This window comes from Dinoroseobacter shibae DFL 12 = DSM 16493, assembly GCF_000018145.1.
Lineage (GTDB): Bacteria > Pseudomonadota > Alphaproteobacteria > Rhodobacterales > Rhodobacteraceae > Dinoroseobacter > Dinoroseobacter shibae.
In genome coordinates, this window is the sequence record NC_009952.1 from 3,746,462 (window position 1) to 3,772,208 (window position 25,747).

Here is a 25,747-nt window from a genome sequence, read left to right on the forward strand (position 1 = left end):
AGATGGCAATCACCTCTGCCAACCAGTTGGAGCTGTTGCAGACCGCCGAGGCGGTGGCGCGCGAGAAGATGATCGACCCGGGCCTCGTGATCGAGGCCATGGAAGAGAGCCTCGCCCGTGCCGCCAAGTCGCGCTACGGCTCGGAGATGGACATCCGTGTGTCGATCGACCGTAAGACCGGCGTGGCGACCTTCACCCGCGTGCGCACCGTGGTCGAGGACGAGGAGCTGGAGAATTACCAGGCCGAGCTGACCGTGGAGCAGGCCAAGCCCTATCTCGACGATCCCAAGGTCGGTGACACCATCGTCGACCAGGTGCCGCCGGTGGAGATGGGCCGGATCGCCGCCCAGTCGGCCAAACAGGTGATCCTGCAGAAGGTCCGCGAGGCCGAACGCGACCGCCAGTACGAGGAATTCAAGGACCGCGCGGGCACGATCATCAACGGGGTCGTCAAGCGCGAGGAATACGGCAATGTCATCGTCGACATCGGCCGGGGCGAGGGCGTGCTGCGCCGCAACGAGAAGATCGGGCGCGAGAGCTACCGGCCCAATGACCGCATCCGCTGCTACATCAAGGATGTGCGCCGCGAAGTGCGCGGGCCGCAGATCTTCCTCAGCCGCACCGCGCCGGAATTCATGGCCGAGCTGTTCAAGATGGAAGTGCCGGAAATCTATGACGGCATCATCGAGATCAAGGCCGTGGCCCGGGACCCGGGCAGCCGCGCGAAGATCGCCGTGATCTCCTATGACGGGTCCATCGACCCGGTGGGCGCCTGCGTCGGTATGCGCGGCTCCCGCGTGCAGGCGGTGGTCAACGAGCTTCAGGGCGAGAAGATCGACATCATCCCGTGGAACGAGGACCAGCCGACCTTCCTGGTGAACGCATTGCAGCCCGCCGAGGTGAGCAAGGTGGTCCTGGACGAGGATGCGGAACGGATCGAGGTCGTGGTCCCGGACGAGCAGCTCAGCCTCGCCATCGGGCGGCGCGGGCAGAACGTGCGTCTGGCCAGCCAGCTGACCGGGCTGGACATCGACATCATGACCGAGGCGCAGGAATCGGAGCGTCGTCAGGCCGAGTTCGCCGAGCGCACCAACATGTTCGTCGAAGCGCTGGACGTGGACGAGGTGCTGGCGCAGCTGCTGGTCTCCGAAGGGTTCACCAACCTCGAAGAGGTGGCCTATGTCGAGCAGGAAGAGCTGCTGGTGATCGACGGGTTCGACGAGGACACCGCCGAGGAGCTGCAGACCCGGGCCCGCGAATTCCTCGAAGAGCAGGCCAAGAAGGCCCTGGAGCGGGCGCGCGAGATGGGCGTCGAGGACAGCCTGGTTGAATTCGAGGGCCTGACGCCCCAAATGCTGGAAGCCCTCGCCGCAGACGGGGTCAAGACGCTCGAAGACTTCGCGACCTGTGCCGACTGGGAGCTGGCCGGCGGCTGGACCACGGTCGATGGCGAGCGCGTGAAGGACGAAGGCGTGCTGGAGAAGTTCGACGTGTCCCTCGAAGAGGCGCAGCTTCTGGTGATGACGGCACGCGTGCAGCTCGGCTGGGTCAACCCGGAGGACCTGGAGATCGAGGAAGACGCCGATCCCGAGGCCGAAGGTGAAGCCGAGACCGAAGAGGGGGCGCCGCAGGTCTGAGCCTGCGGTCGCAGGGCTGGGCCATGACCCGCGGAGGCCGCCAGAAGGATCGCAGCGCCGGACCGGAGCGCAAGTGCATCGCCACGGGCGAGGTGCTGCCGAAGGCCGCGCTGATCCGGTTCGTCATCGGCCCGGACGGCACGGTGGTGCCGGACCTGGCGGGCAAGCTGCCCGGGCGCGGGATCTGGGTGAAGGCCGATCGCGCCGCGCTGGAGCGTGCGGTGTCCCGGAACCTGTTTCCGCGCGCGGCCAAGGCCCCGGTCAAGACCCCGGCCGACCTGGTCGATCAGGTGGAGCGCGGCCTGCGCGCGCGGGTGCAGGCGACCCTGGCGCTGGCGCGCAAGGCGGGGCAGGCGATCTGCGGGTTCGAGAAGGTCCGCGGCAGCCTCGATCTGGGCGAGGCGGTGGTGCTCTTGCAGGCCTCCGACGGGTCCGAACGGGGAAAAACGAAGCTGCGGCCGCCCGACGGCCCGGCAAGCTACATCGGATGGCTGACCGCCCGGGAATTGGGTTTGGCATTTGGCCGCGATAGTGTGATACATGGCGCCTTAACGACTGGTGGACTCACAACGCGTGTTGTAGAGGAAGCCACGCGGCTCTCAGGCGTCCGCGAAAACGATGACGGCGGATCCGCCGCCGGAAAGGATACGACAGACGTATGAGTGATACAGACGGCAAGAAAACACTCGGACTCCGTGGCGGGTCTCGGACGGGTCAGGTGAAGCAGAGCTTCAGCCACGGCCGGACCAAGAACGTCGTGGTGGAAACCAAGCGCAAGCGCGTTCTGGTGCCGAAGCCGGGTGCGTCCGCCTCGGGTGGTCGCGGGTCTGATCCCAAGAAACCCGGCAATGCGACCGATGCCGAGATGGAGCGCCGCCTGCGCGCCCTGCGGGCTGCGAAAGCCAACGAATCCGAAGAGGCGGAGCGCCGCGCGGCCGAGGAAAAGGCCCGCGAAGAAGAGCGCGCGCGCCGTCGGGCCGAGATCGAGGCGAAGGAACGCGAAGAGCAGGAGCGCGAAGAGCGCGCCCGCCAGAAGGCCGAGGAAGAAGAAGAGGCCCGCAAGAAGGCGGAGGCCGACGCGTCCTCCAAGCCCGCCGCGGCGCGCAGCAAGGCCGACGATCCCGCGACCATGGATCCCGCAGCCGCCCAGGCCGCCGAGGCCCGTGGTGCCGGCAAGACCGGATCCGGACCGCGAAAGGAGCGCACCGCCGACCGCGCCCAGCCCCGCAAGGAACAGAAGGGCAAGGGCGACGATCGCCGCCGGTCCGGCAAGCTGACCCTGAACCAGGCGCTTTCGGGCGATGGCGGGCGTCAGAAGTCCATGGCTGCGATGAAGCGCAAGCAGGAACGCGAACGCCGCAAGGCGATGGGCGGCAGCCAGGAGCGCGAGAAGATCGTCCGCGACGTGCAGTTGCCGGAAACCATCGTGGTGCAGGAACTTGCCAACCGGATGGCCGAACGTGTGGCCGACGTGGTCAAGGCGCTGATGAAGATGGGCATGATGGTCACGCAGAACCAGTCCATCGACGCCGACACCGCCGAGTTGATCATCGAGGAATTCGGCCACAAGGTCGTCCGGGTTTCGGACGCCGATGTGGAAGACGTGATCGCGACGGTCGAGGACGACCCGGCCGACATGCAGCCGCGTCCGCCGGTCATCACCGTGATGGGCCATGTCGACCACGGCAAGACCTCGCTTCTGGATGCGATCCGCAACGCCAAGGTCGTGGCGGGCGAAGCCGGTGGGATCACCCAGCATATCGGGGCCTATCAGGTCACGACCGATGACGGCACCAAGCTGAGCTTCCTCGACACGCCGGGCCACGCGGCCTTCACGTCGATGCGGGCGCGCGGCGCGCAGGTCACCGATATCGTTGTTCTGGTGGTGGCGGCCGATGATGCCGTGATGCCCCAGACCATCGAGGCGATCAATCACGCCAAGGCCGCGAAGGTCCCTATGATCGTGGCGATCAACAAGATCGACCGTCCGGAGGCCAACCCGGACAAGGTGCGGACCGACCTGCTGCAACACGAGGTGATCGTGGAGAAGCTGTCGGGCGACGTGCAGGATGTCGAGGTTTCGGCGATCAATGGCACGGGTCTCGACCAGTTGCTGGAATCGATCGCGCTGCAGGCGGAGATTCTGGAACTCAAGGCGAACCCGGACCGGGCTGCCGAGGGTGCCGTGATCGAAGCGCAGCTCGACGTGGGCCGCGGTCCGGTCGCGACCGTGCTCGTTCAGAAGGGTACCCTGCGCCGCGGTGACATCTTCGTTGTGGGCGAGCAGTGGGGCAAGGTCCGCGCGCTGATCAACGATCAGGGCGAGCGGGTCGACGAAGCCGGACCGTCGGTGCCGGTCGAGGTGCTGGGTCTGAACGGCACGCCCGAGGCGGGCGACGTTCTGAACGTGGTCGAAACCGAGGCCCAGGCCCGGGAGATCGCCGAGTACCGCGAGAGCGCCGCAAAAGAGAAGCGCGCCGCGGCCGGGGCGGCCACGACGCTCGAACAGCTCATGGCGAAGGCCAAGTCCGACGAGACTGTCGCCGAACTGCCGATCGTTGTGAAAGCCGACGTGCAGGGCTCTGCCGAGGCCATCGTCCAGACGATGGAGAAGATCGGCAATGAAGAGGTGCGGGTGCGGGTGCTCCATTCCGGGGTCGGGGCGATCACCGAGAGCGATATCGGCTTGGCCGAAGCCTCCGGCGCGCCGGTTTTCGGGTTCAACGTCCGGGCGAATGCGCCTGCGCGGAACGCTGCCCAGCAGAAGGGCGTGGAGATCCGGTACTACTCGATCATCTACGACCTGGTGGATGACGTGAAGGCAGCGGCCAGCGGTCTTCTGTCTGCGGAGGTGCGCGAGAACTTCATCGGCTATGCCGAGATCCGGGAGGTCTTCAAGGTCTCGGGCGTCGGCAAGGTCGCGGGCTGTCTCGTCACCGACGGTATTGCGCGCCGCTCTGCCGGGGTGCGTCTGCTGCGGGACAACGTGGTGATCCACGAAGGCACGCTGAAGACGCTGAAGCGCTTCAAGGACGAGGTCAAGGAAGTGCAATCCGGCCAGGAATGCGGCATGGCGTTCGAGAACTACGACGACATTCGCCCCGGCGATGTCATCGAGATCTTCGAGCGCGAAGAGGTCGAACGCAACCTGGAGTGATCTGCGGGTTCCAGTCAGGAAAACGAAAAAGGGGTGGCCAGATCGGCCACCCCTTTTTTGGCGTGAGAATTCGCGAAACTTCTATGCTGCGCGTCCGATCGGCAAACCTTCGAAGGTGCGCGTTCCGACGCGCACGACGATCCGACCGTTATCCAGAGCCTTCACAAAAAGGCCCTGAATGGAAACGCAGCTTCCGAGAGTGATGGTACGAAGCATGTGTGTCTCCAGTGTGGTACACCTTAAATATAGCATTCGTATTCATTGAATTCATCTAAAAACTGCCACTTATCTATTACGAAAGTTGCGGCAGAAGGTTACATCCTGTGCACTTTGGAAAGATGCCTATAGCCAATCGCGCAGGATCGGGATCAGCGGAATATCCGCGGGCGGCATCGGATACTCCCGGAGCTTGTTCGGCGCGACCCATTTAAGGGCCTGATTTTCAACAGGTTTCGGGATACCCTGCCATTTCCGACAGGCAAAGAGCGGCATCAGCAGGTGGAAGTCGGCATAGCTGTGCGACGCGAAGGTTAGCGGGGCCAGGCAACTGTTCCAGGTCTCGATCCCGAGCTCTTCGCGCAACTCCCGAATCAAGCAGTTTTCGGGCGTTTCGCCCGGTTCGACCTTGCCACCGGGAAATTCCCAGAGCCCGGCCATGGATTTACCTTCGGGCCGCTGGGCCAGCAAAACCCGGCCATCGGCATCGATCAGGGCCACCGCCGAGACGAGAACCACCTTCACGAGCGGTAGTCCGCGTTGATCTCGATGTAGCGCTTGGTCAGGTCGCAGGTCCAGACGGTCGCCGCCCCGGTTCCGAGGCCCAGATCGACCGCAACCTCGATCTCTTCGCGCTGCATGTAGGCGGCACCGGCGGCCTCGGTATAGCTGGGCGCGACCCAGCCATTCTCGGCCACGAGGATGTCGCCGAACCGGATGGTCAGCCGGTCGCGGTCGGCTTCGGCGCCGGACTTGCCCACGGCCATGACCACCCGGCCCCAATTCGGATCCTCCCCCGCGATGGCGGTCTTGACCAGCGGCGAATTGGCGATGGACAGGGCATGGGTGCGAGCATCCGCGTCGGTGCAGGCGCCGGTCACGCGGACGGTCACGAACTTCGTGGCCCCTTCGCCGTCGCGCACGACCTGGTGGGCGAGGTCCAGCATAACGCCATGCAGGGCGACCTCGAAGGCGGTGGACCCGGTCACATCGACCCCCGAGGCGCCCGTCGCCGCGAGCAGCAGCGTGTCGGAGGTGGAGGTGTCGCTGTCCACGGTGATGCAGTTGAAGGTCCGGTTCGTCAGCCGCGACAGCAACGCCTGCAGGTCGGCGCGCGGGATCGCCGCATCGGTGAAGATGTAGACCAGCATGGTGGCCATGTCCGGCGCGATCATGCCGGACCCCTTGGCGATGCCCGCGATCCGCACCGGTTTGCCGTCGATCACGATCTCGGCTCCGGCGCCCTTGGGGAAGGTGTCGGTGGTCATGATCGCCTCGGCAGCCTCGGCGATGCCCGCGGGGTCGAGGGCGGCGGCCAGGTCGGCCAGCTTGGCGGTGATGCGGTCATGGGGCAAACGCTCGCCGATCACCCCGGTGGAGGAGGTGAAGACCCGCGCCGCGGGCAGGCCCAGCACCCCGGCCACCGCGTCGCTGATCGCGGCGACGGACTCGTCGCCTGCCTTGCCGGTAAAGGCGTTGGAGTTGCCCGAATTCACGACGATCGCCGCGCCTTCCGGTCCGTCACCGTCGATCTTGGCCTGGCAGTCGCACACATTGGCCGAGCGGGTGGCGGAGCGGGTGAACACCCCGGCGAGCACACTGCCGGGGGCACACAGCGCCAGCATCACGTCGCGGCGCCCGGCATAGCGCACACCGGCCTCGGCCGTGGCGAAAGAGACGCCGGAAATCACCGGCAGGTCGGGAAACGCTGCCGGGGCGAGCGGGGAGGTCGGGTATTTGGCCATGGGCGGGATCCGGGCAAGGGGCGTGCGCGCAACTGGAGGGGCCGGGGCGCGGCCCGGCCCGTTCGATAAAGAGTGGCTCAGTCCAGGAGGGAAGTGTCGCGGATCAGGGCCGGGTCGATCTCCGCCTCGGACCGGGTGATCTCGGTTGCCGCGACCAGCGAGTCCACGACTTCCTGGGCCGCCTCTTCACTCAAGCGCTCTTCGAGCCTGCCCCGTACCTCTTCGAGGGGTTGGGCGGCAGAGTCGCGGATGTCATTCAGCCGGATCACGTGCCAGCCGAATTGCGTTTCCACCGGCTCGGATACGGTCCCGGGTTCCATCCTGATGACGGCCATTTCGAACGGGGCCACCATCATCCCCGGCCCGAACCAGCCAAGTTCCCCGCCATTGGGTCCCGACGGGCCGACGGACCGTGCTCTTGCCAGTTCCGCGAAATCGGCACCGCCTTCGAGTTCGGTCACCAGTGCCTGGGCCTCCTCCTCGGTTTCCACCAGGATGTGAGAGGCGTTGAATTCTTTCTCCGGCTCGATGTTACCGAATTCCGCGTCATACAAGGCCTGCACGCTCTCCTCGGTCACGGCGGCCTCGATGGCGCCGTCGATGATCGAATTCGCCATCAGGGCCCAGCGTTGGCTTTCCAGCGACAGCTCCAGCTCCTTGGAGAGCGAGTCGCCCATGGACTGCGCCAGGGCCACCTGGCGGATCATCTGCTCCAGAAGGCCGGAATACAGCCGATCGTCGGCCAGTTGCTGGAATTGCGTGGGCAGACTGCTTGCCACAGCGATCAGGTGGCCGAGGGTGATTTCCTCGCCGCCGACGGTTGCCAGAACCGTGTCGGCATCCTGGGCCTGGACGGCCACGGGGCTCAGCAAGGTCAGGCCAAGCGCGAGCCTGGCGAGGGGCTTCCGAATGATGTTCACGAGGGTGTCTCCTGTTGCGCGCGCGTTGGCAGCGTTTTTGCCTTGTTCACAAGGCCACGTTGACAGTTTCCGGGCAGGCCCTTAGATGCGGTATGTCCCCGGGGGCCCTTTGGCCGCACCGTCTCTGATGCCGTTTGTAAGCCGCAGCCGAGGCGTGGGCAAGCGCGGAGCTTCGGGCAGAGTTCACGATAGGTCGAGACGGCCTAAACCGGAGTACGAAATCGACAATGCTGGGTCTTGGAACCATCACCAAAAAGGTCTTCGGCACGCCGAACGATCGCAAGGTCAAATCGGTACGCCCCCTGGTGGCCAAGATCAACGCGCTGGAGCCTGAATTCCAGGCCCTCGACGACGCCGGGTTGATCGCGAAAACCGAGGAATTCAAGCAGCGGATCGCGGCGGGCGAGAGCCTCGACGATCTGCTGCCGGAGGCGTTCGCCAACGCCCGAGAGGGGGCCCGCCGCGCGCTGGGCCTGCGGGCCTTCGACACGCAGCTGATGGGCGGGATCTTCCTGCACCAGGGCAATATTTCCGAGATGAAGACCGGCGAGGGCAAGACCCTGGTGGCGACCCTGCCGGCGTATCTCAATGCGCTGACGGGCAAGGGCGTGCATATCGTCACGGTCAACGACTACCTCGCCCGCCGGGACGCTGAGTGGATGGGCAAGGTCTATGCCCAGTTGGGCATGACCTGCGGCGTGGTCGTCCCGTTCCAGCAAGAGGATGAGAAGCACGCGGCCTATGCCGCCGATATCACCTATGCCACCAACAACGAGCTTGGCTTCGACTACCTGCGCGACAACATGAAGTCCGAGCTGAGCCAGATGTCCCAGCGCGGGCATCATTACGCCATCGTGGACGAGGTCGATTCGATCCTGATCGACGAGGCGCGGACGCCGCTGATCATCTCTGGTCCGAGCCAGGACAAGAGCGACCTCTATGTCACCATCGACAAGGTGATCCCCGAGCTGGTCGAAGAGCATTACACCATCGACGAGAAGACCCGGGGCGTCAGCTTCACAGACGAGGGCAACGAGTTCCTCGAGGACCGGCTGCATGCACTGGGGATCTTGCCGGAGGAGCAGTCGCTCTATGATCCGGAGAGCACCACCATCGTGCACCACATCAACCAGGGCCTGCGCGCGCACAAGCTGTTCAACAAGGATCAGCAGTATATCGTGCGCAATGGGGAAGTCGTTCTGATCGACGAGTTCACCGGGCGGATGACCCCGGGGCGGCGCCTGTCCGAGGGGCTGCACCAGGCGCTGGAAGCCAAGGAGGGCGTCGAGATCAAGCCCGAGAACGTCACGCTCGCATCCGTTACCTTCCAGAACTACTTCCGCCTTTACGACAAGCTCGGGGGGATGACCGGGACCGCGGCAACGGAGGCCGAGGAATTCGCCGAGATCTACGGGCTCGGCGTGGTCGAGGTGCCGACCAACCGCCCGATCCAGCGGGAGGACGAGCACGACCAGATCTATCGCACCGTGCAGGAAAAGTTCGACGCCATCGTCAAGACCATCAAGGAGGCCCATGCAAAGGGCCAGCCCATCCTTGTCGGCACGACCTCGATCGAAAAGTCCGAGTACCTGTCGCAGCTTCTGAAGAAAGAGGACGTGCCGCACAACGTGCTGAACGCGCGCCAGCACGAGCAGGAGGCGCAGATCGTCGCCGATGCGGGCAAGCTGGGCGCGGTGACCATCGCCACCAACATGGCCGGGCGCGGCACTGACATCCAGCTCGGCGGCAATGTCGAGATGCGCGTGCTGCAGGCGCTGGCCGAAACGCCGGAGGCCAACCCCGACGAGATCCGCACCCGGATCGAGGCCGAGGTGGCCGAGAACAAGCGCAAGGTGCTGGAGGCCGGGGGCCTGTTCGTGCTGGCCACTGAACGGCACGAGAGCCGCCGGATCGACAACCAGCTGCGCGGCCGGTCGGGGCGTCAGGGCGACCCGGGGCGGTCGGCCTTCTTCCTGTCGCTCGAAGACGACCTGATGCGGATTTTCGGGTCCGAACGGCTCGACAAGGTGCTCAGCTCGCTCGGCATGAAGGAAGGGGAGGCGATCGTGCACCCTTGGGTGAACAAGTCGCTGGAGAAGGCGCAGGCGAAGGTCGAAGGGCGCAACTTCGACATCCGCAAGCAGCTGCTGAAATTCGACGACGTGATGAACGACCAGCGGAAGACCATCTTTTCCCAGCGGATGGAGATCATGGAAACCGACGACGTGGCCGAGATCACCCGCGACATGCGCCACCAGGTGATCAACGACCTGGTGGACGAGTTCATTCCGCCGAAATCCTATGCGGACCAGTGGAATGTCGAAGGGCTCTATGCCGCGATCCTGGAGAAGGTCGGCGCCGATACCGACGTTATCAAATGGGCCGAGGAAGAGGGCGTGGATGACGAGATCATTCGCGAGCGGCTGGAGAAGGCCTCCGACGAGTTCATGGCGGCCAAGGCGGCGCAATTCGGTGTCGAGAACATGCGCCGGATCGAGAAGCAACTCCTGTTGCAGACCATCGACCAGAAATGGCGTGAGCATCTGCTGACGCTGGAGCATCTGCGCTCCGTCGTGGGTTTCCGTGGCTATGCGCAGCGCGACCCGCTGAACGAGTACAAGACCGAGGGCTTCCAGCTGTTCGAGAGCATGCTCGACAGTTTGCGGGTGGATGTGACCGACAAGCTTGGCAAGATCCGCCCCCTGACTGAGGAAGAGCAGCAGGCCATGATGCGCCAGATCGCGGCCCAGCAGGCCGCGGCCCAGGCGGCGAACGAGGCTGCGCGCCAGCCGCAACCGGCCATGGCCGGGGCAGGGGCGGAGGCCGAGGAGGGCACGCCCGCGGAGGGCTTCGTCGAGAGCGATCCGACCACATGGGGCAACCCGGGCCGCAACGACCGCTGTCCTTGCGGGTCCGGAAAGAAGTTCAAGCATTGCCACGGGCGCTACACCTGAGCGCCCGTCTCGCCGGGCTGGTCCTGGCGGCTTGCCTGTCGCCGGGGGCGGCCCTGGCCGAGCCCGTGACGCTGACCGCGCGGTCGGACGGGTTTTCCGTGACCGGCGATCTGGTGGCTTTCGATGGCCGCTTTTACCGCGTCGACGCGCCCGAGGGGGTGCTGACCCTGTCCGCGGCGCAGGTGGACTGCGCCGGGGCGGCCTGCCCGGCGGCGAACGAGACGACCGGGTTCGCGGTGACCTCGGCTTTCGGACCCGGCGCGGTCGTTCTGCCCGCCCTGATCCAGGCCTATGCCCGGGCGCGGGATCTGCCGCTGCGGCGCGAAGACCTGGACGCCACCCATATCCGTTTCGCGCTGGGCGATGACACCACGCCGCGCCGCTTCCCCATTTCCCTGCGCCTCGCCCTGAGCGGCGAAGGCTTCGCGGATCTCGCCGTGGGTGAGGCCGACATGGTGCTCGCGGACCGGTTGATCTCGGAGGCGGAGTTGAGCGTCGCGCGGGATGCCGGGCTCGGCGATCTTTCCGCGCCGGGGCAGGAGCGGGTTCTGGCCTGGGATGCTCTGGTGGCGGTGACGTCGCCGCGTCGTCCGCGGCAGCCGGTCGATCCGGCACAGGTGCTGGCCCTCTGGGATATGTCCGCGCCCGATTGGCGCGCGCTGGGCTTCGCCGAGGGGCCGCTGCGGCTCCATGCCCGGGCCCATGGCGGGGATCTGGTCAAGCTGCGTCCGGACGGGGCCCTGCCCGCGGCCCCGGTGACTTACCACGAACAGGGTGCGGGCCTGGCCGCCGTGGTGCGGGAGCAGCCCTCGGGCCTGGGCCTCGTCGCCTTGTCAGAACGCGGCCCGGCGCAGGCCTTGCCGCTGGCCGGGGCCTGCGGGCTCACCCATGCGCCCACGCGTGCGGCCCTGACCCTGGGGCGCTACCCCTGGGCGATGCCGCTCACCGCTTATTTGCCGGAGCGGCGCATGCCCTTGGATCTGGCCGATTTCCTGGCGTTTCTGGACAGCGAGGCCGCCGGGCGCGTTGTGGACCGGGCCGGGTTTGCGCAACCGTCGCTGGCGCCGGTCGCCTCGGACCTCGCCGCGCGGGTGCTGCGGGCCCTGGCCGGGGCCTCGGATGCGGATCTGCCGCGCCTGCAGGAGGTGGCGCGACGGCTGGGGCAGGCGACCCAGCTTGGCCTGACCTTCCGGCCCGATGCCGCGGATCGGGGCGGTCGTGCCCTGTCGGCGGCGGCGCTGGAGATGCTGGCGGAGGCCGAAGACGGACGTTTTCTTCTCGCCGCCCATGCCCCGACCCGCGCGCAGGCGGAGGCGGACGCAGGTCAGCTGCTGGTCGAGCTTGCCGCGCTGCGCGGGGGGCGCGCGCCGCTGGAGATCGAGGTGGCGGCCCTGGGCCCGGCCCTGCCCGTGGCCTGCGCCGATGCGCCCTGGGCCGCGTCGATGAACCGGCGGATCGATGTCTGGCGCCTGCCCGCTACAGGTAGCCCTCCGCGCGGAAACTGACCTCCCGCGACTTGCCGATCACCAGGTGATCATGGAGCCGCAGGCCGAGCACCTCGGCCGCGTCGCGGATCGCGTAGGTCATGGTGATGTCCTGCTCCGACGGGGTGGGGTCTCCGGAGGGGTGGTTGTGCACCAGGATCAGGGCCGAGGCGTTCAGCTCCAGCGCGCGTTTGGCGATCTCCCGCGGATAGACGGGCACGTGATCCACGGTCCCCCGCGCCTGCGCCTCGTCCGCGATCAGCACGTTCTTGTTATCGAGATACAGCACCCGGAAGTGTTCCGTATCCAGGTGGGCCATGGCGGTCTGGCAGTATTCCAGCAAGGCGTCCCAGCTCGAGACCACGGGGCGTTGCAACACCTTGCCGCGGGCCAGCCGATGGGCGGCGGCCTCCACGATCTTCAGCTCCAGCGCCACGGCCTCACCCACCCCGTCCACGGCCCGCAGCCGGGGCAGGGGGGCGGCCAGAACATGGGTGAAATCGCCGAATTCCTCGATCAGGCGCCGGGCAAGCGGTTTGACATCCTGCCGGGGAATGGCACGGAACAGAACAAGCTCCAGCAACTCGTAATCCGGCATCGCCTCCGCCCCGCCCGCGAGGAAGCGTTCGCGCAAACGCTTGCGGTGATCCTTGAGGTAGGATGGGGTTTTCTCCTGCCGCGCGGGGGCGGGTGCCACAGGGCGTGCGTCACCGAAGAGCGGCAGGGGGGATTCGTGAAAGGCATGGGCGCGCGGCATGGGGGCTACCCTGCCGCGCGATGCTTTCCGAAAGGTTAACTCTTCATCCCGTCCCAGAAGCTTTTGACGGTCTTGAAGAACTTCGAGGTCTCGGGCTGGTTGTCCTGGCTCTCGGCCTCGAACTCGCGCAAGAGCTCCCGCTGGCGCATGGTGAGGTTGACCGGGGTTTCCACCGCCAGCTCGATGAACATGTCACCGGTGCCCGCACCGCGCAGGGCGGGCATGCCTTTGCCGCGGAGGCGCATCTGCCGGCCCGACTGGCTGCCGGAGGGAATCTTCACCCGGCTGCGGCCGCCTTCGATGGTGGGCACTTCCACGTCGCCGCCAAGTGCTGCTGAGGTCATGCTGACCGGGACGCGGCAATATAGGTCGAGGCCTTCGCGCTGGAAGATCCGGTGCTCTTCGACCTCGATGAAGATATAGAGATCCCCCGACGGACCGCCCCGCACACCCGCATCGCCCTCGCCCGCGAGCCGGATCCGGGTGCCGGTTTCCACGCCTGCGGGGATATTGACGCTGAGCGCGCGGGTCTTTTCCTCGCGCCCGGCCCCTCGGCAGGCCTGACAGGGGTTCTTGATGATCTGACCCATACCAGAACACGTCGGGCAGGTTTTCTCGATGGTGAAGAAGCCCTGCTGCGCGCGCACCTTGCCCATGCCGGAGCAGGTCGGGCAGACCACGGGCTCCGCGCCGCCCTCGGCGCCTGTGCCCTCACAGGCGCTGCAGCTGACCGTGCCGGGGACAGAGATAGTTTTCTGCATGCCCATGAAGGCCTGCTCCAGGGTGATCCGAAGGTTGTAGCGCAGGTCCGAGCCGCGCGCGGCCCGCTGGCGTCCGCCGCCCCGCTGGCCGCCCATGAAATCGCCGAAGAGGTCCTCGAACACGTCCGAAAAGGCGGAGGCGAAATCGCCCTGTCCCTGGCCGCCGAAGCCGCCGGGCCCGCGCGGCCCGCCGGAGCCGTTTTCGAACGCCGCGTGACCATAGCGGTCATAGGCGGCCTTCTTGTCGGGGTCCTTCAGGATGTCATAGGCCTCGTTGGCCTCCTTGAACTGCGCTTCGGCATTGGGGTTGTCCGAATTCCGATCCGGGTGCAGCTCCTTGGCCTTCTTGCGAAAGCCTTTCTTGATCTCGTCGGGAGACGCCCCCTTGGACACGCCCAGGACGTCGTAATAGTCGCGTTTGGCCATGACCGGATTCCTTCACTTAAACGCACGCGCCGACCCGCAAGTCACGGGTCGGCGCAGGGGTCCGTTTCGCGGGGCTCAGCCCTGCTTCCGGTCGTCCAGGTCTTCGAAATCGGCGTCCACGATGTCGTCGTCGACCTCGCGTGCCTTGTCGCCATCCGCCTCGGGGGCTTCTTCCCCCGCGGCTTCCTGCTGCGACTTGTAGATCGCCTCGCCGAGCTTCATGGCCGCGTCGGTGACGTTTTGGATGCCGGACTTGATCTTGCCCACATCGTCGCCTTCCAGCGTTTCCTTGAGCGCGGAGACCGCCAGTTCGATCGCCTCGACGGTCGAGGGATCGACCTTGTCGCCATGCTCTTCGAGGGACTTCTCCGTCGAATGCACGAGGCTCTCGGCCTGGTTCTTGGTCTCGACCAGTTCCTTGCGCTGCTTGTCGGCGTCGGCATTGGCCTCGGCGTCGCGCACCATCTGATCGATCTCCTCGTCGGACAGACCGCCGGACGCCTGGATCGTGATCTTCTGCTCCTTGCCGGTGCCCTTGTCCTTGGCCGACACGGAGACGATGCCGTTGGCGTCGATGTCGAAGGTCACCTCGATCTGCGGCATCCCCCGCGGGGCGGGCGGGATGTCTTCAAGGTTGAACTGGCCGAGCATCTTGTTGTCGGCCGCCATCTCGCGCTCGCCCTGGAACACGCGGATCGTCACGGCGTTCTGGTTGTCCTCGGCGGTGGAGAAGACCTGGGACTTCTTGGTCGGGATGGTCGTGTTGCGGTCAATGAGACGCGTGAACACGCCGCCCAGGGTCTCGATACCCAGGGACAGGGGCGTCACGTCCAGCAGAACCACGTCCTTGACGTCGCCTTGCAGAACACCGGCCTGGATCGCAGCGCCCATTGCGACGACCTCATCGGGGTTCACGCCCTTGTGCGGCTCCTTGCCGAAGAACTTCGACACTTCCTCGGTGACCCGCGGCATCCGCGTCATGCCGCCGACCAGAACCACCTCGTCGATGTCCGAGGTGCTGAGCCCGGCATCCTTCAGAGCGTCCTTGCACGGCTTCAGCGAGGCCTTGATCAGGTCGGCCACCAGGCTTTCCAGCTTCGCGCGGGTGAGCTTCATCACCATGTGCAAAGGCTGGCCGCCATTGGGGTCCATCGAGATGAACGGCTGGTTGATCTCGGTCTGGGTCGAGGAGCTCAGCTCGATCTTGGCCTTCTCGGCGGCTTCCTTCAGGCGCTGCAGGGCCATCTTGTCCTTGGTCAGGTCGACGCCATGTTCTTTCTTGAACTCGTCGGCCAGGTAATTGACGATCCGCATGTCGAAGTCTTCCCCGCCGAGGAAGGTGTCCCCGTTGGTGGATTTCACTTCGAACAGGCCGTCGTCGATTTCCAGGATCGTGATGTCGAACGTACCGCCGCCGAGGTCATAGACCGCGATCGTCTGGGTGTCGGACTTGTCGAGGCCGTAGGCGAGCGCCGCCGCGGTCGGCTCGTTGATGATGCGCAGCACGTCGAGGCCGGCGATCTTGCCCGCGTCCTTGGTCGCTTGGCGCTGGGCGTCGTTGAAATAGGCCGGGACGGTGATGACCGCCTGGGTGACATCCTCGCCGAGATAGCTTTCGGCGGTTTCCTTCATCTTCTTGAGGATGAGGGCCGAGACCTGCGCGGGGGAGAAATTCTCGCCTTTCACGCTGACCCAGGCGTCGCCGTTTCCGCCGTTCACCACGGCGTAGGGCAGGTTCTTCTTGTCTTTTTCCAGATCTGCATCGTCGAACCGACGCCCGATCAGGCGCTTGACGCCAAAGACGGTGTTTTCCGGGTTGGTGACCGCCTGGCGCTTGGCCGGCTGGCCCACGAGCCGTTCGTCGTCCGTGTAGCCGACGATGGAGGGCGTGGTCCGCGCCCCTTCGGAGTTTTCGATGACCCGCGGTTGCGAGCCGTCCATGATGGCAACGCACGAGTTCGTGGTGCCGAGGTCGATACCAATGACTTTACCCATTGCGATGTTCCCTTTCATCTAGGCGATTGTTTGGAGGCAAGATCCGTGAGCGGCCTCTCGTCTCCGATCCCTGAAAGATCACGGGGCCCGCGATCAAGTTCTCGGCGTATATAAGGAGGGGGTTGGGGTGCTGCAAGCGCCCCCCCGGTGCAGAAAGGGTCAGAAATGGAGAAAAAGCCGATTGTGCCCGATGCTATTGCGCCGGATTTGCGCCTGCGCGGGGTCGCGATTTACAAGGGGTTTGTGGACCGCGCCGCGCAGGAAGCCCTGGTGGAGGATCTGCGCGGGGTGGCCCGGGCGGCACCGTTCTATCGCCCGGTGACCCCGTCGGGCAAGGCGATGTCGGTGCGTATGACGGCGGCCGGACGGTTCGGCTGGGTGTCCGACCGCCAAGGCTATCGCTATGCGCCGACGCATCCGGGCGGGGGCGCATGGCCGGATATTCCGAACTCGGTTCTCACGATCTGGGACAGGCTCGTGCCGGAGGCGCGCAGGCCTGAGTGCTGCCTCGTGAATTTCTACGATGCCCACGCGAAGATGGGCCTGCACCAGGACCGGGACGAGGCCGATTTCAGCCAGCCGGTGCTGTCGGTGTCTTTGGGCGATGCGGCGCGGTTCCGGGTCGGGTCCACCAGCCGTGGGGGCACGACCGAATCGCTTTGGCTCGAATCGGGCGATGTCGCAGTGATGGGCGGAGAGGCGCGGCTGATCCATCACGGGATCGACCGGATCAAACCGGGCAGCTCCACGCTCCTGCCCGAAGGCGGGCGGATCAACCTGACCCTCCGTGTGGTCACCTGACAGCGGCGCGCGCCCTGTCCCGCACCGCCCCTATTTGCCCGCGGACCAGCTCAGCGAAGCGCGGCGGCGGGTGTGAAACTCCCCCATCAGGCCGATCATCAGGCACGCCACCATCAGCCAGAGCGGGTAGTCCAGGTTCGTGTTGCGGGGCAGGTAGTTGACGAATACCGCGCCGCGCATCTGGTCGATCAGGTGGAACAGCGGGTTCCAGGCAAAAAGCGGCAGCATGAAGGCAGGCAGGGTATTGGCCACGAACATCTTGCCGCTGGCGAACATGTTGATCCGGCTGAAGATCATCTGCACGGTCTTGGTCGCCTCGGGCGCCCAGGGTTTCGCGGCGAGAAACACCATGCCGATCCCGGCCCCGCTGAGCCAGGTGAGAAGCAGTATCAGGCCCGCGCGCCCGGGGTCGGCAATCTCCACATTGTGGGTCACCAGGTGATAGCCAACCAGCACGATCAACAGCGACAGCACCTGAATGTACAGGCTGCTCAGCATGGCGGCGCCGATGCTGATCATGGTGTTCATGTTGCGATGCTTCATCATCGGCGAGGTCGGCCCCTCGCAGCCATAGACCGCGCCCATGGTCTTGTTGAACATCATGAACAGGAACACGCCGGTCAGGATGTACATCATGAAATCGCCGCGCAAACCGGCGCTGCGCATGCCCATCAACTGAAAGATCAGGTAGAACACCATCACGAAGACGATGGTCTGGAACACGTTCAGGAACAGGCTCATCATGGCATTGCCATGGGTGATGCGCACGCTCCGCACGCTGGCGTGATAAATCAGCGTCAGAGTGCGATAGGCCCCGGCCAGCGAGGACGAGCTTTCCTTGACGTAGAACACCGGCTGCGACCGTTTCCTTCCAGTGACACTCTGTCCGACATGACAACACAATGGTTGCGGATCGTTTAAGGCACCAGCATAGAAAAAATAACCATGTGGGCAATGATCGCGGTCGCCGCGCCGCCCCGTTCGATCGCGACACAGGAGTTTCTGATGGATTTCGAGACCGTAATGCCCGTTTTGCGCCGGCTGTCCCTGGAGGCCGGGGATGCCATCATGGAGATCTACACCTCCGACGATTTCGACGTGCGCGCCAAGCCCGATGACAGCCCCGTCACCGCCGCCGACGAGGCCGCCGATGCGCTGATCTCCGCGGGGCTGAAGGCGGCCTTTCCCGATGTGCTCTGCGTGACCGAGGAGCAGGCCGCCTCCCACAGCCAGGCCGCGGACAGCTTCTTCATCGTCGACCCGCTGGACGGTACCAAGGAATTCGTCCATCGCCGCGGCGATTTCACCGTCAACATCGCCTATGTGGAAAACGGCACGCCCGTGCGCGGGGTGGTCTACGCACCTGCCAAGGGGCGGTTGTTCTTCACGCAGGCCGATGGCACCACGGTCGAAGAGACCGGCGATTTCGACAAGGACACCGTCGGGACGGTCAAACCGCTCTCGGTCGCGACGCCGGACAATAATGCGCTGATGGTGGTGGCCTCCAAATCCCACCGGGATCAGGCCACTGACGACTATATCGGCAAGTACGGGGTCAAGGACATGACCTCCGCCGGCTCTTCGCTGAAGTTCTGCCTCGTGGCGACGGGGGAGGCGGATCTCTATCCGCGCCTCGGCCGCACGATGGAATGGGACACCGCCGCTGGTCACGCGGTGCTGCTGGGCGCGGGTGGTCATGTCGTGCGATTCGACGATCACACGCCGCTGACCTATGGCAAGGCCGACTATGCCAACCCGTTCTTCATCGCCTATGCCCCGGGCGTGGACCTGAAGGCCGCCTGATGTCGGTTCTGGTGGTCATCCCGGCGCGGTACCCGTCGGTCCGCTATCCCGGCAAGCCGCTGGTGGAGTTGCGTGGGGCCACGGGGGTCGCGCGCTCGCTCATCCGGCGCAGCTGGGACGCGGCCATGGCCGCCGAGGGCGTGGACCGGGTCGTGGTGGCCACCGATGACGACCGCATCCGCAGTCATGCCGAGGGGTTCGGGGCCGAGGCGGTGATGACCTCAGATACCTGCCGCAACGGGACGGAGCGGTGCGCCGAAGCGCTGACCGCGCTGGGGATCTCCCCCGAGATCGTCGTCAATTTGCAGGGCGATGCACCCCTGACCCCGGCGTGGTTCGTGTCGGACCTGGTCGCGGGGCTGCGCGCGGCCCCGGACGCGGCGCTGGCCACGCCGGTGCTGCGCTGCGACGGCGCGGCCCTGGCCGGGTTTCTGGAGGATCGCCGCGCGGGCCGGGTGGGCGGGACCACCGCCGTGTTCGACCGGGACAATCACGCGCTCTATTTCTCCAAGGAAGTGATCCCCTTTACCAGTGACAGCTACGCGCCCGACGCGCCCACGCCGGTCTTTCACCATGTGGGTCTCTATGCCTACCGCCCCGATGCGCTGGTCGCGTACGGTACCTGGCCGGTCGGCCCGCTGGAGACCCTCGAAGGGCTGGAGCAGCTGCGCTTTCTCGAAAACGGCCGCAAGGTGCTCTGCGTCGAGGTGGAGGGTCGCGGCCGCGCCTTCTGGGAGCTCAACAACCCCGAGGACGTCCCCCGGATCGAGGCGATGCTGGCCAAGATGGGACAGGCGTGACGCCGCAGGCGAGTGTCGTCATCGTCAGCCGCGGTCGCGGGCCGGAGCTTGCGCGCTGCCTTCTGTCGCTGGAATTCCAGACCTGCCCGCGGTTCGAGGTGATCGTGGTGGGCGACCGTGCCGCGCAGCAGGCGGTGGTGGCCGGGCCGGGGCTGGCGCGGGTGGGGTTCGCACCCTTCGAGGCCGCGAATATCGCCGCGGCGCGCAATGCGGGCGTGGCGGCGGCGCGCGCCCCGGTGGTGGCATTTCTCGACGATGATGCGGTGGCAGAGCCCTGCTGGCTCGCGGGGCTGATCGCGGCCCTGCAGGTGCCGGGCGTCGGGCTTGCGGCGGGATATGTGCGCGGACCTGATGGGCTGGCGTTCCAGTGGCGCGGCGAGTGGCTGACCCCCGACGGGCTGTCGCGGCCGATGACCCCCGTGCCGGAGGTGCCGGGCCACGTTTTTGCCCAAGACGGTGCCGTGCCAGGGGCGATGGGGACGAATTTTGCGGTGGCCGCCAAGGCGCTGCGCGCGGTTGGCGGGTTCGATGCCCGGTTTCGCTATTTCCTGGACGAGAGCGATCTCGTGCTGCGGCTCGCCGCCGCCGGGCAGGGGGTCGCCTATGCCCCCCGGGCCCAGGTGCATCACAGCCTTGCGCCGGGGCCCTACCGGCGCGCGGACCGCCTGCCCCGCAGCCTGGTCGCGGTCGGGCGGAGCGCGGCGCTCTTTGCGGCAACCCACGCGCCGGACGCGGTGGCGGACGCCGTCGCCGCCCACCGGGAGCGGCAGCGCATGCGCCTGGTGCGGGCGATGGTCGCCGGGCGGTGCCTGCCCGATCAGGTCTGGTCGCTCCTGCGCAGTTTCGACCGTGGGGTGGCCCAGGCGAATCGCGTACCGGTCCCTCCTCCCGAGACATCTTTCGAGAAGGCCGGACGGCTGTTTTCCCAGGATGCCGCAGCCCGCAACGCCTCCGCCGGAGCGGTCGAGGCGGTTTGGCTGATTGCCCAGGGGCGCGGGGACCCCTGCGCCTTCGCAGCTGCAGAAAGAGCGGCAGAGGCCGGGGGCGTCGCCACGGTCGTGATCCCGGCGGGACGCCTGTCGCGTCCGCAGGTGGTTTTCCGCGCACCCGGGCTTTGGCTGCACAACCTCCCGCTTTCAAAGCGTCAGATGACAGCCAATCGTCATGTTCTCGACCATTTACAGGCGGAATATAGCGACATCCGAGTCGGGAACCATGTTAGGATTTGACGCGTTAGCCCAAGGCATGTGTTGTCGGACAATGCTGCAATGCAACAACAGAACACACCTGGGGCGGCGCTGGCTGTTGTGCTTTGCGTCCGATACCGTGCAAAATGCGGTCGCCAACAGGTCATATTTGAATAGGAACGCATGATGTCTCGTAGTGTCAAAACCGCTGTCTTTCCCGTTGCTGGTATGGGCACGCGATTTTTGCCAGCCACCAAGTCGGTGCCGAAAGAAATCATGACCCTGGTGGATCGTCCGCTCGTCCAGTATGCGATCGACGAAGCGCGGGCGGCGGGGATCGAGGAGTTCATCTTCGTCACGTCGCGCGGCAAGAGCGCGCTCGAGGATTACTTTGACGCCGCCCCTCAACTCGAACAAACGCTCGAGGATAAGGGCAAGACCAAGCTGCTGGAGATCCTGCGCAACACCAACATGGACAGCGGCGCCATCGCCTATGTGCGGCAGACCCGCGCGCTGGGCCTCGGTCATGCGGTCTGGTGCGCGCGGCGACTGCTGGGCAACGAGCCCTTCGCCGTGATCCTGCCTGACGACGTGATCGCCGCCGAAAAACCCTGCCTCGCGCAGATGGTCGAGGCTTACCAGGAGCTTGGCGGCAACATGGTTGCGACCATGGAAGTGCCCATGGACAAGGCGTCGGCCTATGGCATCGTCGATGTCGAAGAGGACATGGGCAGCGTGGTGCGGGTCAAGGGCATGATCGAGAAACCCAAGGCTGAAGACGCGCCCTCGAACCTGGCGGTGATCGGGCGGTACATTCTCAGCCCGGAGGTTCTCGACAACCTCGACAAGGGCCAGATCGGCGCCGGGGGCGAGATCCAGCTGACCGATGCCATTGCGCAGGAAATCACCAGCAAGAACAATGTCTACGGCTTCCGCTTTTCGGGCCAGCGGTATGACTGCGGCTCCAAGGCCGGGTTTCTGCAGGCGACGGTGTCCTTCGCCCTGGCGCGCCCGGATCTGCGCGACGAGCTGTCGGATTTCCTGCAGGAGCTGGCCTTCGCGCGCAAAGCGGCCGAGTAACTTCGCGCCCCGATGGCGGCGGAGGGCATGCGCCTGAACCAGGATCCCTTGCCCCTGTTGCTCGACGTGACCCGGCTGGCCTCGCGGATCGGGGACAGGCGCTTGTCCGGCGTCGACCGGGTGGAGGCGGCCTATCTACGCTTTGTTCTGTCGCAACCGGACATGCCCTATGGGCTGGTGCGGTCCGGCTTCGGCTACCTGCTGCTCGATCGCGCGGGGTTGCAGCCGCTCTGCGATGCCGTGGCCGATGAAACGATCTCCTGGGGGCGTCCGGACCTGTTGTCCCGGCTGGCGCGCCACCGCTCCAAGGCGCGCGCGGGGGTCGAGACGACCTTGCGCGCGCTCTCCATCGCGCGGGCGCCGCGTTCGGGGCTGGGCCGGATGCTGCGCAAATGCCTGCCCGACGGGGCCCATTACCTGAACGTGGGCGAGACGAATTTCGATGGCCCGGTCGCGATGGCCCTGCGCGGTCTGCGCCGCAGCTGGATCGACATGGTGCTGCATGACACCATTCCCTGCGACTTTCCCGATCTCGTGACCCCGGCCTCCGCCGCGCGGTTCGACAAGCGCCTGCGCGCGATGCGCACACATGCGGATCGGATCATCACCGCCACCTGGGCCGTGCAACAGGCCGGGTGCCGCCACCTGGGGCTTGGATCGGAGGACGCGCGCTGGTGCGTGGCGCCCTTCGGGCTCGACCTGCCGGAGCCCGACGCCAAGGCCCCCGCCCGGCACGGGCTGACCCGGCCCTACATGCTGGCGCTGGGGACGTTGGAGCCGCGCAAGAACATCACCTTCCTGCTGGAGATCTGGCGGCAGGCAACCGCCACGGGCAGCGCCATGCCGGACCTCGTTCTCTGCGGTGCGCGCGGCTGGTATCCGGCGAAGGTCTTCGCCGCGCTGGACGCCGACCCGCTGCGCGGTGTTCATATCCACGAGATCAACGATGCCCTGGATCCGGAAGTCGCGGGCCTGATCGAAGGGGCCGAGGCGCTGCTGTTTCCCACCGTGGCCGAAGGCTTCGGCTTCCCGCCGCTGGAGGCCATTGCCCTGGGCGTGCCGGTGATCTGCAGCGATCTGCCCGTGCTGCGCGAGACCCTCGGGGCCTTGCCCGTTTACGTGGCCCCCGGGGACAGCTACGCTTGGACATCAAAAATTAAGCAAGGTTGTGCAAAACCGGATCCGACCGCTGTGGAGGCCCTGCTGGACCGGTTCACCTGGGAGCAGCACTTCGCCCGGGTGTTCGGCTGAGCGCAGCCAGAAGCGGTCGCAGAGGCGATGACGAGGCACCGAACCGCGTGAGCGTGATCGAACAGTACAAGAGGCGCCTGCGGCGCAAGCGCTTGCTCTGGCGCGGCTTTCGCCGCCGACGCCAACTGACGGTCGTTGAAAACCGCACGGGCGAGATCGGCGCGTCCGACATCCTCGCCTTCGTCACCCTGCGCAACGAACGCATCCGCCTGCCCTACTTCCTGGATTACTACCGCAAGCAGGGGATCGACCACTTCCTGATCGTCGATAACGGCTCCGACGACGGCTCCACCAGCTACCTGGCGGATCAGCCCGATGTCTCGCTCTGGTCCACGCCGGACAGCTACCGCCGGGCGCGCTACGGGGTGGATTGGCTGACCTGGTTGCAGCGGACATACGGCCACAAGCACTGGTGCCTGACCGTGGATGTGGACGAGTTCCTGATCTATCCCTTCTGCGAAACCCGGCCCCTGCGCGCGCTCACCGACTGGATGGAGGCGTCGCGGCTGCGGGCGCTGCCTGCGATGCTGCTCGACCTCTATCCCAAGGGGCCGCTGGACAGCGTGACCTACCGCGAGGGGCAGAATCCGCTGGAGCTGGCCTGCTGGTTCGACAGCGGCAATTACACGATTTCGCAGAATCCCGAATTCGGCAACCTGTGGATCCAGGGCGGGCCGCGGGCGCGCACCTTTTTCACCGACACGCCGGAGGCGGCGCCGGCGCTCAACAAGATCCCGCTGGTGAAATGGGATCGCAGCTATGTATATGTGGACAGCACCCATATGCTGCTGCCCCGCGGCCTGAACCGTGTCTACGAGACCGGCGGGGGGGAGCGGATTTCGGGTTGCCTGTTGCACACGAAGTTCCTCGACACCTTCGTGGCCAAATCCGCCGAGGAGGTCGTGCGCCAGGAACATTACGCCAAGGGCCGCGAATACAAGGCCTATGCCGAAACGCTGACCGAGCAGGGCGCGCCATCGCTCTGGACCGAGATGTCGGAGCGATACGTCTCCTGGCGGCAGCTCGAAATCCTGGGCCTTCTGTCCAAGGGCAACTGGGCATGAGCGCGCCGGTCAAACTGGGCTTTGTCATGCTTGCCCATGCGGAGCTGGGCCGTGTCGAGCAACTTGCGCGCTACTTCGCGAGCTTCGACTGCCCGATTGTGATCCATATCGACCGCAAGACCCCGCAGGGGGACTTCACCGCGCTGCAGACCCGGCTGGCGGATCAGCCGCTGGTGCACCTGATGCGGGTGCATTAATGCGGCTGGGGGCTCTGGTCCATGGTGGCCGCGACCCAGGACGCGGCACAGATCCTGCTCGACCGGTTTGCGCAGGTCACCCATGTCTCGCTGGTCTCGGGCGATTGCCTGCCGCTGCGTCCGCTCGACCGGCTGCTCGATTTCCTCGGCGCGCGCCCGGACACGGATTTCATCGAATCGGTTACCGTCTCGGACGTGCCCTGGACCATCGGCGGCCTGCAGCAGGAGCGTTTCACGCTGCGCTTCCCGTTCTCCTGGCGGACCCGGCGCAAGCTCTTCGACAAGTATGTCGAGATCCAGCGCCGTCTGGGCGTGCGCCGCCGCGTGCCCAAGGGCCTGGTGCCGCATCTGGGCTCGCAATGGTGGTGCCTGACCCGCCGCAGCCTGGAGGCGATCCTCGAAGACCCCCGACGGGCGGAGTTCGAAGGCTACTTCGCCCGCGTCTGGATCCCGGACGAGTCCTACTTCCAGACCCTCGTGCGTCGGGTCTCCACGCAGATCGAAAGCCGGTCTCTGATGCTGTCGAAATTCGACACCCAGGGCAAACCCTTCGTGTTCTACGACGACCATCTCGACCTGGTGGGCCAGTCGGACTGCTTCCTGCTGCGCAAGGTCTGGCCCCGGGCCGACAGGCTCTATGCGCAACTGCTCGACCCCGCGCTGGGCGCGCCCGAGCAAGGGCCGAGCGACCCGCACCGGATCGAGCAGACCTTCGAGGAGGCGATGCAGCGCGGGCGCGAAGGGCGACCCGGGCTCTTCATGCAGAGCCGCTTTCCCAGCGATACCTGGCAGTCGGGCAAGACCGCCGCCCCCTATTTCGCCTTCCAGGGCTATGACGAGGTGATCGAGGGCTTCGCGCCCTGGCTCGCCCAACGCAGCGGCGCGCGGGTTCACGGGCATCTGTTCGACTGGACCGAGGTGCAATTCGCCGAGAGGGTGCGGTGTTTCAATGGCGGTCTGTCGGATGCGGTCAGCCTGCGGGATTACAACCCGCAGGCCTTCCTGACCAACCTGATCTGGAACAGCCGCGGGGAGCCCCAGTGTTTCCAGATTGCCCCCTATGACCGGCAGGACCTGAATGACTACATGATGTGGGACCCCAACGCCCATATCTCGATCATCACCGGGGCCTGGGCGTTGAAACTTTTCCGGTCGGACCTGCCCTTCCGCGATGCCAGGCGGGAGGCGGCCTGGATGCAGAAGGTCGAGGACCACTTCCTCGGCCAGCTGCGCCGCCGGGGCCTGCCTAGTCGGGTGCGTGTCACCTCCCTGGCGGAGTTCGTGGCCGACCCGGTCGGGCAGCTTCAGGACGTGCTCGACCAGATGACGCCGGTGTCCCAGCGCCGCCTCGCTGCGCCCCCGCCGCTGGTCGATCTGGCGGGGTTCGGCGGCTTCCTGCAGGCGCTCAAGAACGCCGGGATGAAGCCCTACCTGACCGGAGATTTCCCGCTCGACACCGCGGGGCTCGGGCAGCCGACGACGCCCGCCAAACCCTATCTGGTGACTTGACCC

General features: G+C 66.0%; 20 protein-coding genes and 1 pseudogene. 13 read left to right on the forward strand and 8 right to left on the reverse strand.

What is annotated here, in order from left to right; translation table 11 throughout:
• Nucleotides 1–2: 2 nt before the first annotated feature.
• Genes nusA through infB form a run of 3 tightly spaced genes read left to right on the forward strand, consistent with a single transcriptional unit; the run spans nt 3 to nt 4,794 of the window.
• Entirely contained in the window at nt 3–1,637 is a 1,635-nt protein-coding gene (gene nusA / locus DSHI_RS18020) for a transcription termination factor NusA (RefSeq protein ID WP_012180217.1), read from the forward strand.
• A 23-nt stretch (nt 1,638–1,660) separates the two neighbouring features.
• Nucleotides 1,661–2,299 carry an RNA-binding protein gene (locus DSHI_RS18025; RefSeq protein ID WP_012180218.1) on the forward strand — a complete coding sequence of 213 codons (639 nt, stop codon included), beginning with the start codon at nt 1,661–1,663 and terminating at the stop codon, nt 2,297–2,299.
• Nucleotides 2,296–4,794, forward strand: a complete 2,499-nt coding sequence (gene infB, locus DSHI_RS18030) for a translation initiation factor IF-2 (protein WP_012180219.1) — start codon at nt 2,296–2,298, stop codon at nt 4,792–4,794. Before DSHI_RS18025 ends, infB begins: the two co-directional genes overlap by 4 nt.
• 81 nt (nt 4,795–4,875) lie before the next feature.
• Here the strand turns inward: infB and DSHI_RS23005 are convergent, their stop codons facing one another.
• From DSHI_RS23005 to DSHI_RS18045, 4 genes are all read right to left on the reverse strand, one after another.
• Complete coding sequence (locus DSHI_RS23005) at nt 4,876–5,010, reverse strand: hypothetical protein (protein ID WP_085930426.1); 135 nt, start codon at nt 5,008–5,010, stop codon at nt 4,876–4,878.
• Between the two features lie 126 nt (nt 5,011–5,136).
• Nucleotides 5,137–5,535, reverse strand: a complete 399-nt coding sequence (gene mutT, locus DSHI_RS18035) for an 8-oxo-dGTP diphosphatase MutT (RefSeq protein ID WP_012180220.1) — start codon at nt 5,533–5,535, stop codon at nt 5,137–5,139.
• Nucleotides 5,532–6,755 carry a bifunctional glutamate N-acetyltransferase/amino-acid acetyltransferase ArgJ gene (argJ, locus tag DSHI_RS18040; protein ID WP_012180221.1) on the reverse strand — a complete coding sequence of 408 codons (1,224 nt, stop codon included), beginning with the start codon at nt 6,753–6,755 and terminating at the stop codon, nt 5,532–5,534. Before argJ ends, mutT begins: the two co-directional genes overlap by 4 nt.
• Before the next feature lie 77 nt (nt 6,756–6,832).
• Nucleotides 6,833–7,675, reverse strand: coding sequence for a peptidylprolyl isomerase (locus DSHI_RS18045; RefSeq protein WP_012180222.1), 843 nt, complete (start codon nt 7,673–7,675; stop codon nt 6,833–6,835).
• Nucleotides 7,676–7,902: 227 nt separating this feature from the next.
• Between DSHI_RS18045 and secA the strand changes: the two genes are divergently transcribed.
• Both secA and DSHI_RS18055 read left to right on the forward strand, forming a co-directional pair.
• Nucleotides 7,903–10,629, forward strand: coding sequence for a preprotein translocase subunit SecA (gene secA / locus DSHI_RS18050; RefSeq protein ID WP_012180223.1), 2,727 nt, complete (start codon nt 7,903–7,905; stop codon nt 10,627–10,629).
• Nucleotides 10,608–12,134, forward strand: a complete 1,527-nt coding sequence (locus DSHI_RS18055) for a PstS family phosphate ABC transporter substrate-binding protein (protein WP_012180224.1) — start codon at nt 10,608–10,610, stop codon at nt 12,132–12,134. Before secA ends, DSHI_RS18055 begins: the two co-directional genes overlap by 22 nt.
• On the opposite strand, the gene radC is transcribed toward DSHI_RS18055, so the two are convergent.
• The 3 genes from radC to dnaK all read right to left on the reverse strand — a co-directional run bounded on the left by radC (nt 12,106) and on the right by dnaK (nt 16,052).
• Complete coding sequence (gene radC, locus DSHI_RS18060) at nt 12,106–12,870, reverse strand: RadC family protein (RefSeq protein WP_012180225.1); 765 nt, start codon at nt 12,868–12,870, stop codon at nt 12,106–12,108. The two genes, DSHI_RS18055 and radC, sit on opposite strands and share 29 nt — an antisense overlap.
• 35 nt (nt 12,871–12,905) lie before the next feature.
• Entirely contained in the window at nt 12,906–14,057 is a 1,152-nt protein-coding gene (gene dnaJ / locus DSHI_RS18065; RefSeq protein WP_012180226.1) for a molecular chaperone DnaJ, read from the reverse strand.
• A gap of 75 nt (nt 14,058–14,132) precedes the next feature.
• Nucleotides 14,133–16,052, reverse strand: coding sequence for a molecular chaperone DnaK (gene dnaK, locus DSHI_RS18070; RefSeq protein ID WP_012180227.1), 1,920 nt, complete (start codon nt 16,050–16,052; stop codon nt 14,133–14,135).
• A 165-nt stretch (nt 16,053–16,217) separates the two neighbouring features.
• Here dnaK and DSHI_RS18075 point away from each other — a divergent pair, with 165 nt between their 5' ends.
• The gene (locus DSHI_RS18075; protein ID WP_012180228.1) at nt 16,218–16,853 is read left to right on the forward strand and encodes an alpha-ketoglutarate-dependent dioxygenase AlkB family protein; all 636 of its coding nucleotides are present in this window, start codon (nt 16,218–16,220) and stop codon (nt 16,851–16,853) included.
• Between the two features lie 30 nt (nt 16,854–16,883).
• Here DSHI_RS18075 and DSHI_RS18080 read toward each other — a convergent pair whose 3' ends face one another.
• Nucleotides 16,884–17,705: an ABC transporter permease gene (locus DSHI_RS18080; protein ID WP_012180229.1), complete on the reverse strand. Its 822-nt coding sequence runs from the start codon at nt 17,703–17,705 to the stop codon at nt 16,884–16,886.
• Nucleotides 17,706–17,858: 153 nt separating this feature from the next.
• On the opposite strand from DSHI_RS18080, the gene cysQ reads away from it, so the two are divergent.
• From cysQ to DSHI_RS23180, 7 genes and pseudogenes are all read left to right on the forward strand, one after another.
• Nucleotides 17,859–18,656, forward strand: coding sequence for a 3'(2'),5'-bisphosphate nucleotidase CysQ (cysQ, locus tag DSHI_RS18085; protein WP_012180230.1), 798 nt, complete (start codon nt 17,859–17,861; stop codon nt 18,654–18,656).
• Nucleotides 18,656–19,456: a 3-deoxy-manno-octulosonate cytidylyltransferase gene (locus tag DSHI_RS18090; protein WP_012180231.1), complete on the forward strand. Its 801-nt coding sequence runs from the start codon at nt 18,656–18,658 to the stop codon at nt 19,454–19,456. Before cysQ ends, DSHI_RS18090 begins: the two co-directional genes overlap by 1 nt.
• Entirely contained in the window at nt 19,453–20,685 is a 1,233-nt protein-coding gene (locus DSHI_RS18095; RefSeq protein ID WP_012180232.1) for a glycosyltransferase family 2 protein, read from the forward strand. Before DSHI_RS18090 ends, DSHI_RS18095 begins: the two co-directional genes overlap by 4 nt.
• A gap of 144 nt (nt 20,686–20,829) precedes the next feature.
• Nucleotides 20,830–21,723: a UTP--glucose-1-phosphate uridylyltransferase GalU gene (gene galU / locus DSHI_RS18100; protein WP_044029181.1), complete on the forward strand. Its 894-nt coding sequence runs from the start codon at nt 20,830–20,832 to the stop codon at nt 21,721–21,723.
• A 27-nt stretch (nt 21,724–21,750) separates the two neighbouring features.
• Nucleotides 21,751–22,974: a glycosyltransferase family 4 protein gene (locus DSHI_RS18105; protein WP_157865357.1), complete on the forward strand. Its 1,224-nt coding sequence runs from the start codon at nt 21,751–21,753 to the stop codon at nt 22,972–22,974.
• A gap of 47 nt (nt 22,975–23,021) precedes the next feature.
• On the forward strand, nt 23,022–24,038 hold the full coding sequence (locus tag DSHI_RS18110; RefSeq protein WP_012180235.1) for a glycosyltransferase family 2 protein: 1,017 nt from the start codon (nt 23,022–23,024) through the stop codon (nt 24,036–24,038).
• A pseudogene (locus DSHI_RS23180) lies at nt 24,035–25,744 on the forward strand (DUF5927 domain-containing protein). Before DSHI_RS18110 ends, DSHI_RS23180 begins: the two are co-directional and overlap by 4 nt.
• Nucleotides 25,745–25,747 lie beyond the last annotated feature (3 nt).

Coding starts and splice junctions, on each gene's coding strand:
- DSHI_RS18075 (WP_012180228.1), top strand. CDS start 16,218: ATGGAGAAAAAGCCGATTGTGCCCGATGCTATTGCGCCGGATTTGCGC.
- DSHI_RS18090 (WP_012180231.1), top strand. CDS start 18,656: ATGTCGGTTCTGGTGGTCATCCCGGCGCGGTACCCGTCGGTCCGCTAT.
- dnaJ (WP_012180226.1), bottom strand. CDS start 14,057: ATGGCCAAACGCGACTATTACGACGTCCTGGGCGTGTCCAAGGGGGCG.
- DSHI_RS18025 (WP_012180218.1), top strand. CDS start 1,661: ATGACCCGCGGAGGCCGCCAGAAGGATCGCAGCGCCGGACCGGAGCGC.
- galU (WP_044029181.1), top strand. CDS start 20,830: ATGTCTCGTAGTGTCAAAACCGCTGTCTTTCCCGTTGCTGGTATGGGC.
- argJ (WP_012180221.1), bottom strand. CDS start 6,755: ATGGCCAAATACCCGACCTCCCCGCTCGCCCCGGCAGCGTTTCCCGAC.
- infB (WP_012180219.1), top strand. CDS start 2,296: ATGAGTGATACAGACGGCAAGAAAACACTCGGACTCCGTGGCGGGTCT.
- DSHI_RS18105 (WP_157865357.1), top strand. CDS start 21,751: ATGCGCCTGAACCAGGATCCCTTGCCCCTGTTGCTCGACGTGACCCGG.
- secA (WP_012180223.1), top strand. CDS start 7,903: ATGCTGGGTCTTGGAACCATCACCAAAAAGGTCTTCGGCACGCCGAAC.
- cysQ (WP_012180230.1), top strand. CDS start 17,859: ATGGATTTCGAGACCGTAATGCCCGTTTTGCGCCGGCTGTCCCTGGAG.
- radC (WP_012180225.1), bottom strand. CDS start 12,870: ATGCCGCGCGCCCATGCCTTTCACGAATCCCCCCTGCCGCTCTTCGGT.
- nusA (WP_012180217.1), top strand. CDS start 3: ATGGCAATCACCTCTGCCAACCAGTTGGAGCTGTTGCAGACCGCCGAG.
- DSHI_RS23005 (WP_085930426.1), bottom strand. CDS start 5,010: ATGCTTCGTACCATCACTCTCGGAAGCTGCGTTTCCATTCAGGGCCTT.
- dnaK (WP_012180227.1), bottom strand. CDS start 16,052: ATGGGTAAAGTCATTGGTATCGACCTCGGCACCACGAACTCGTGCGTT.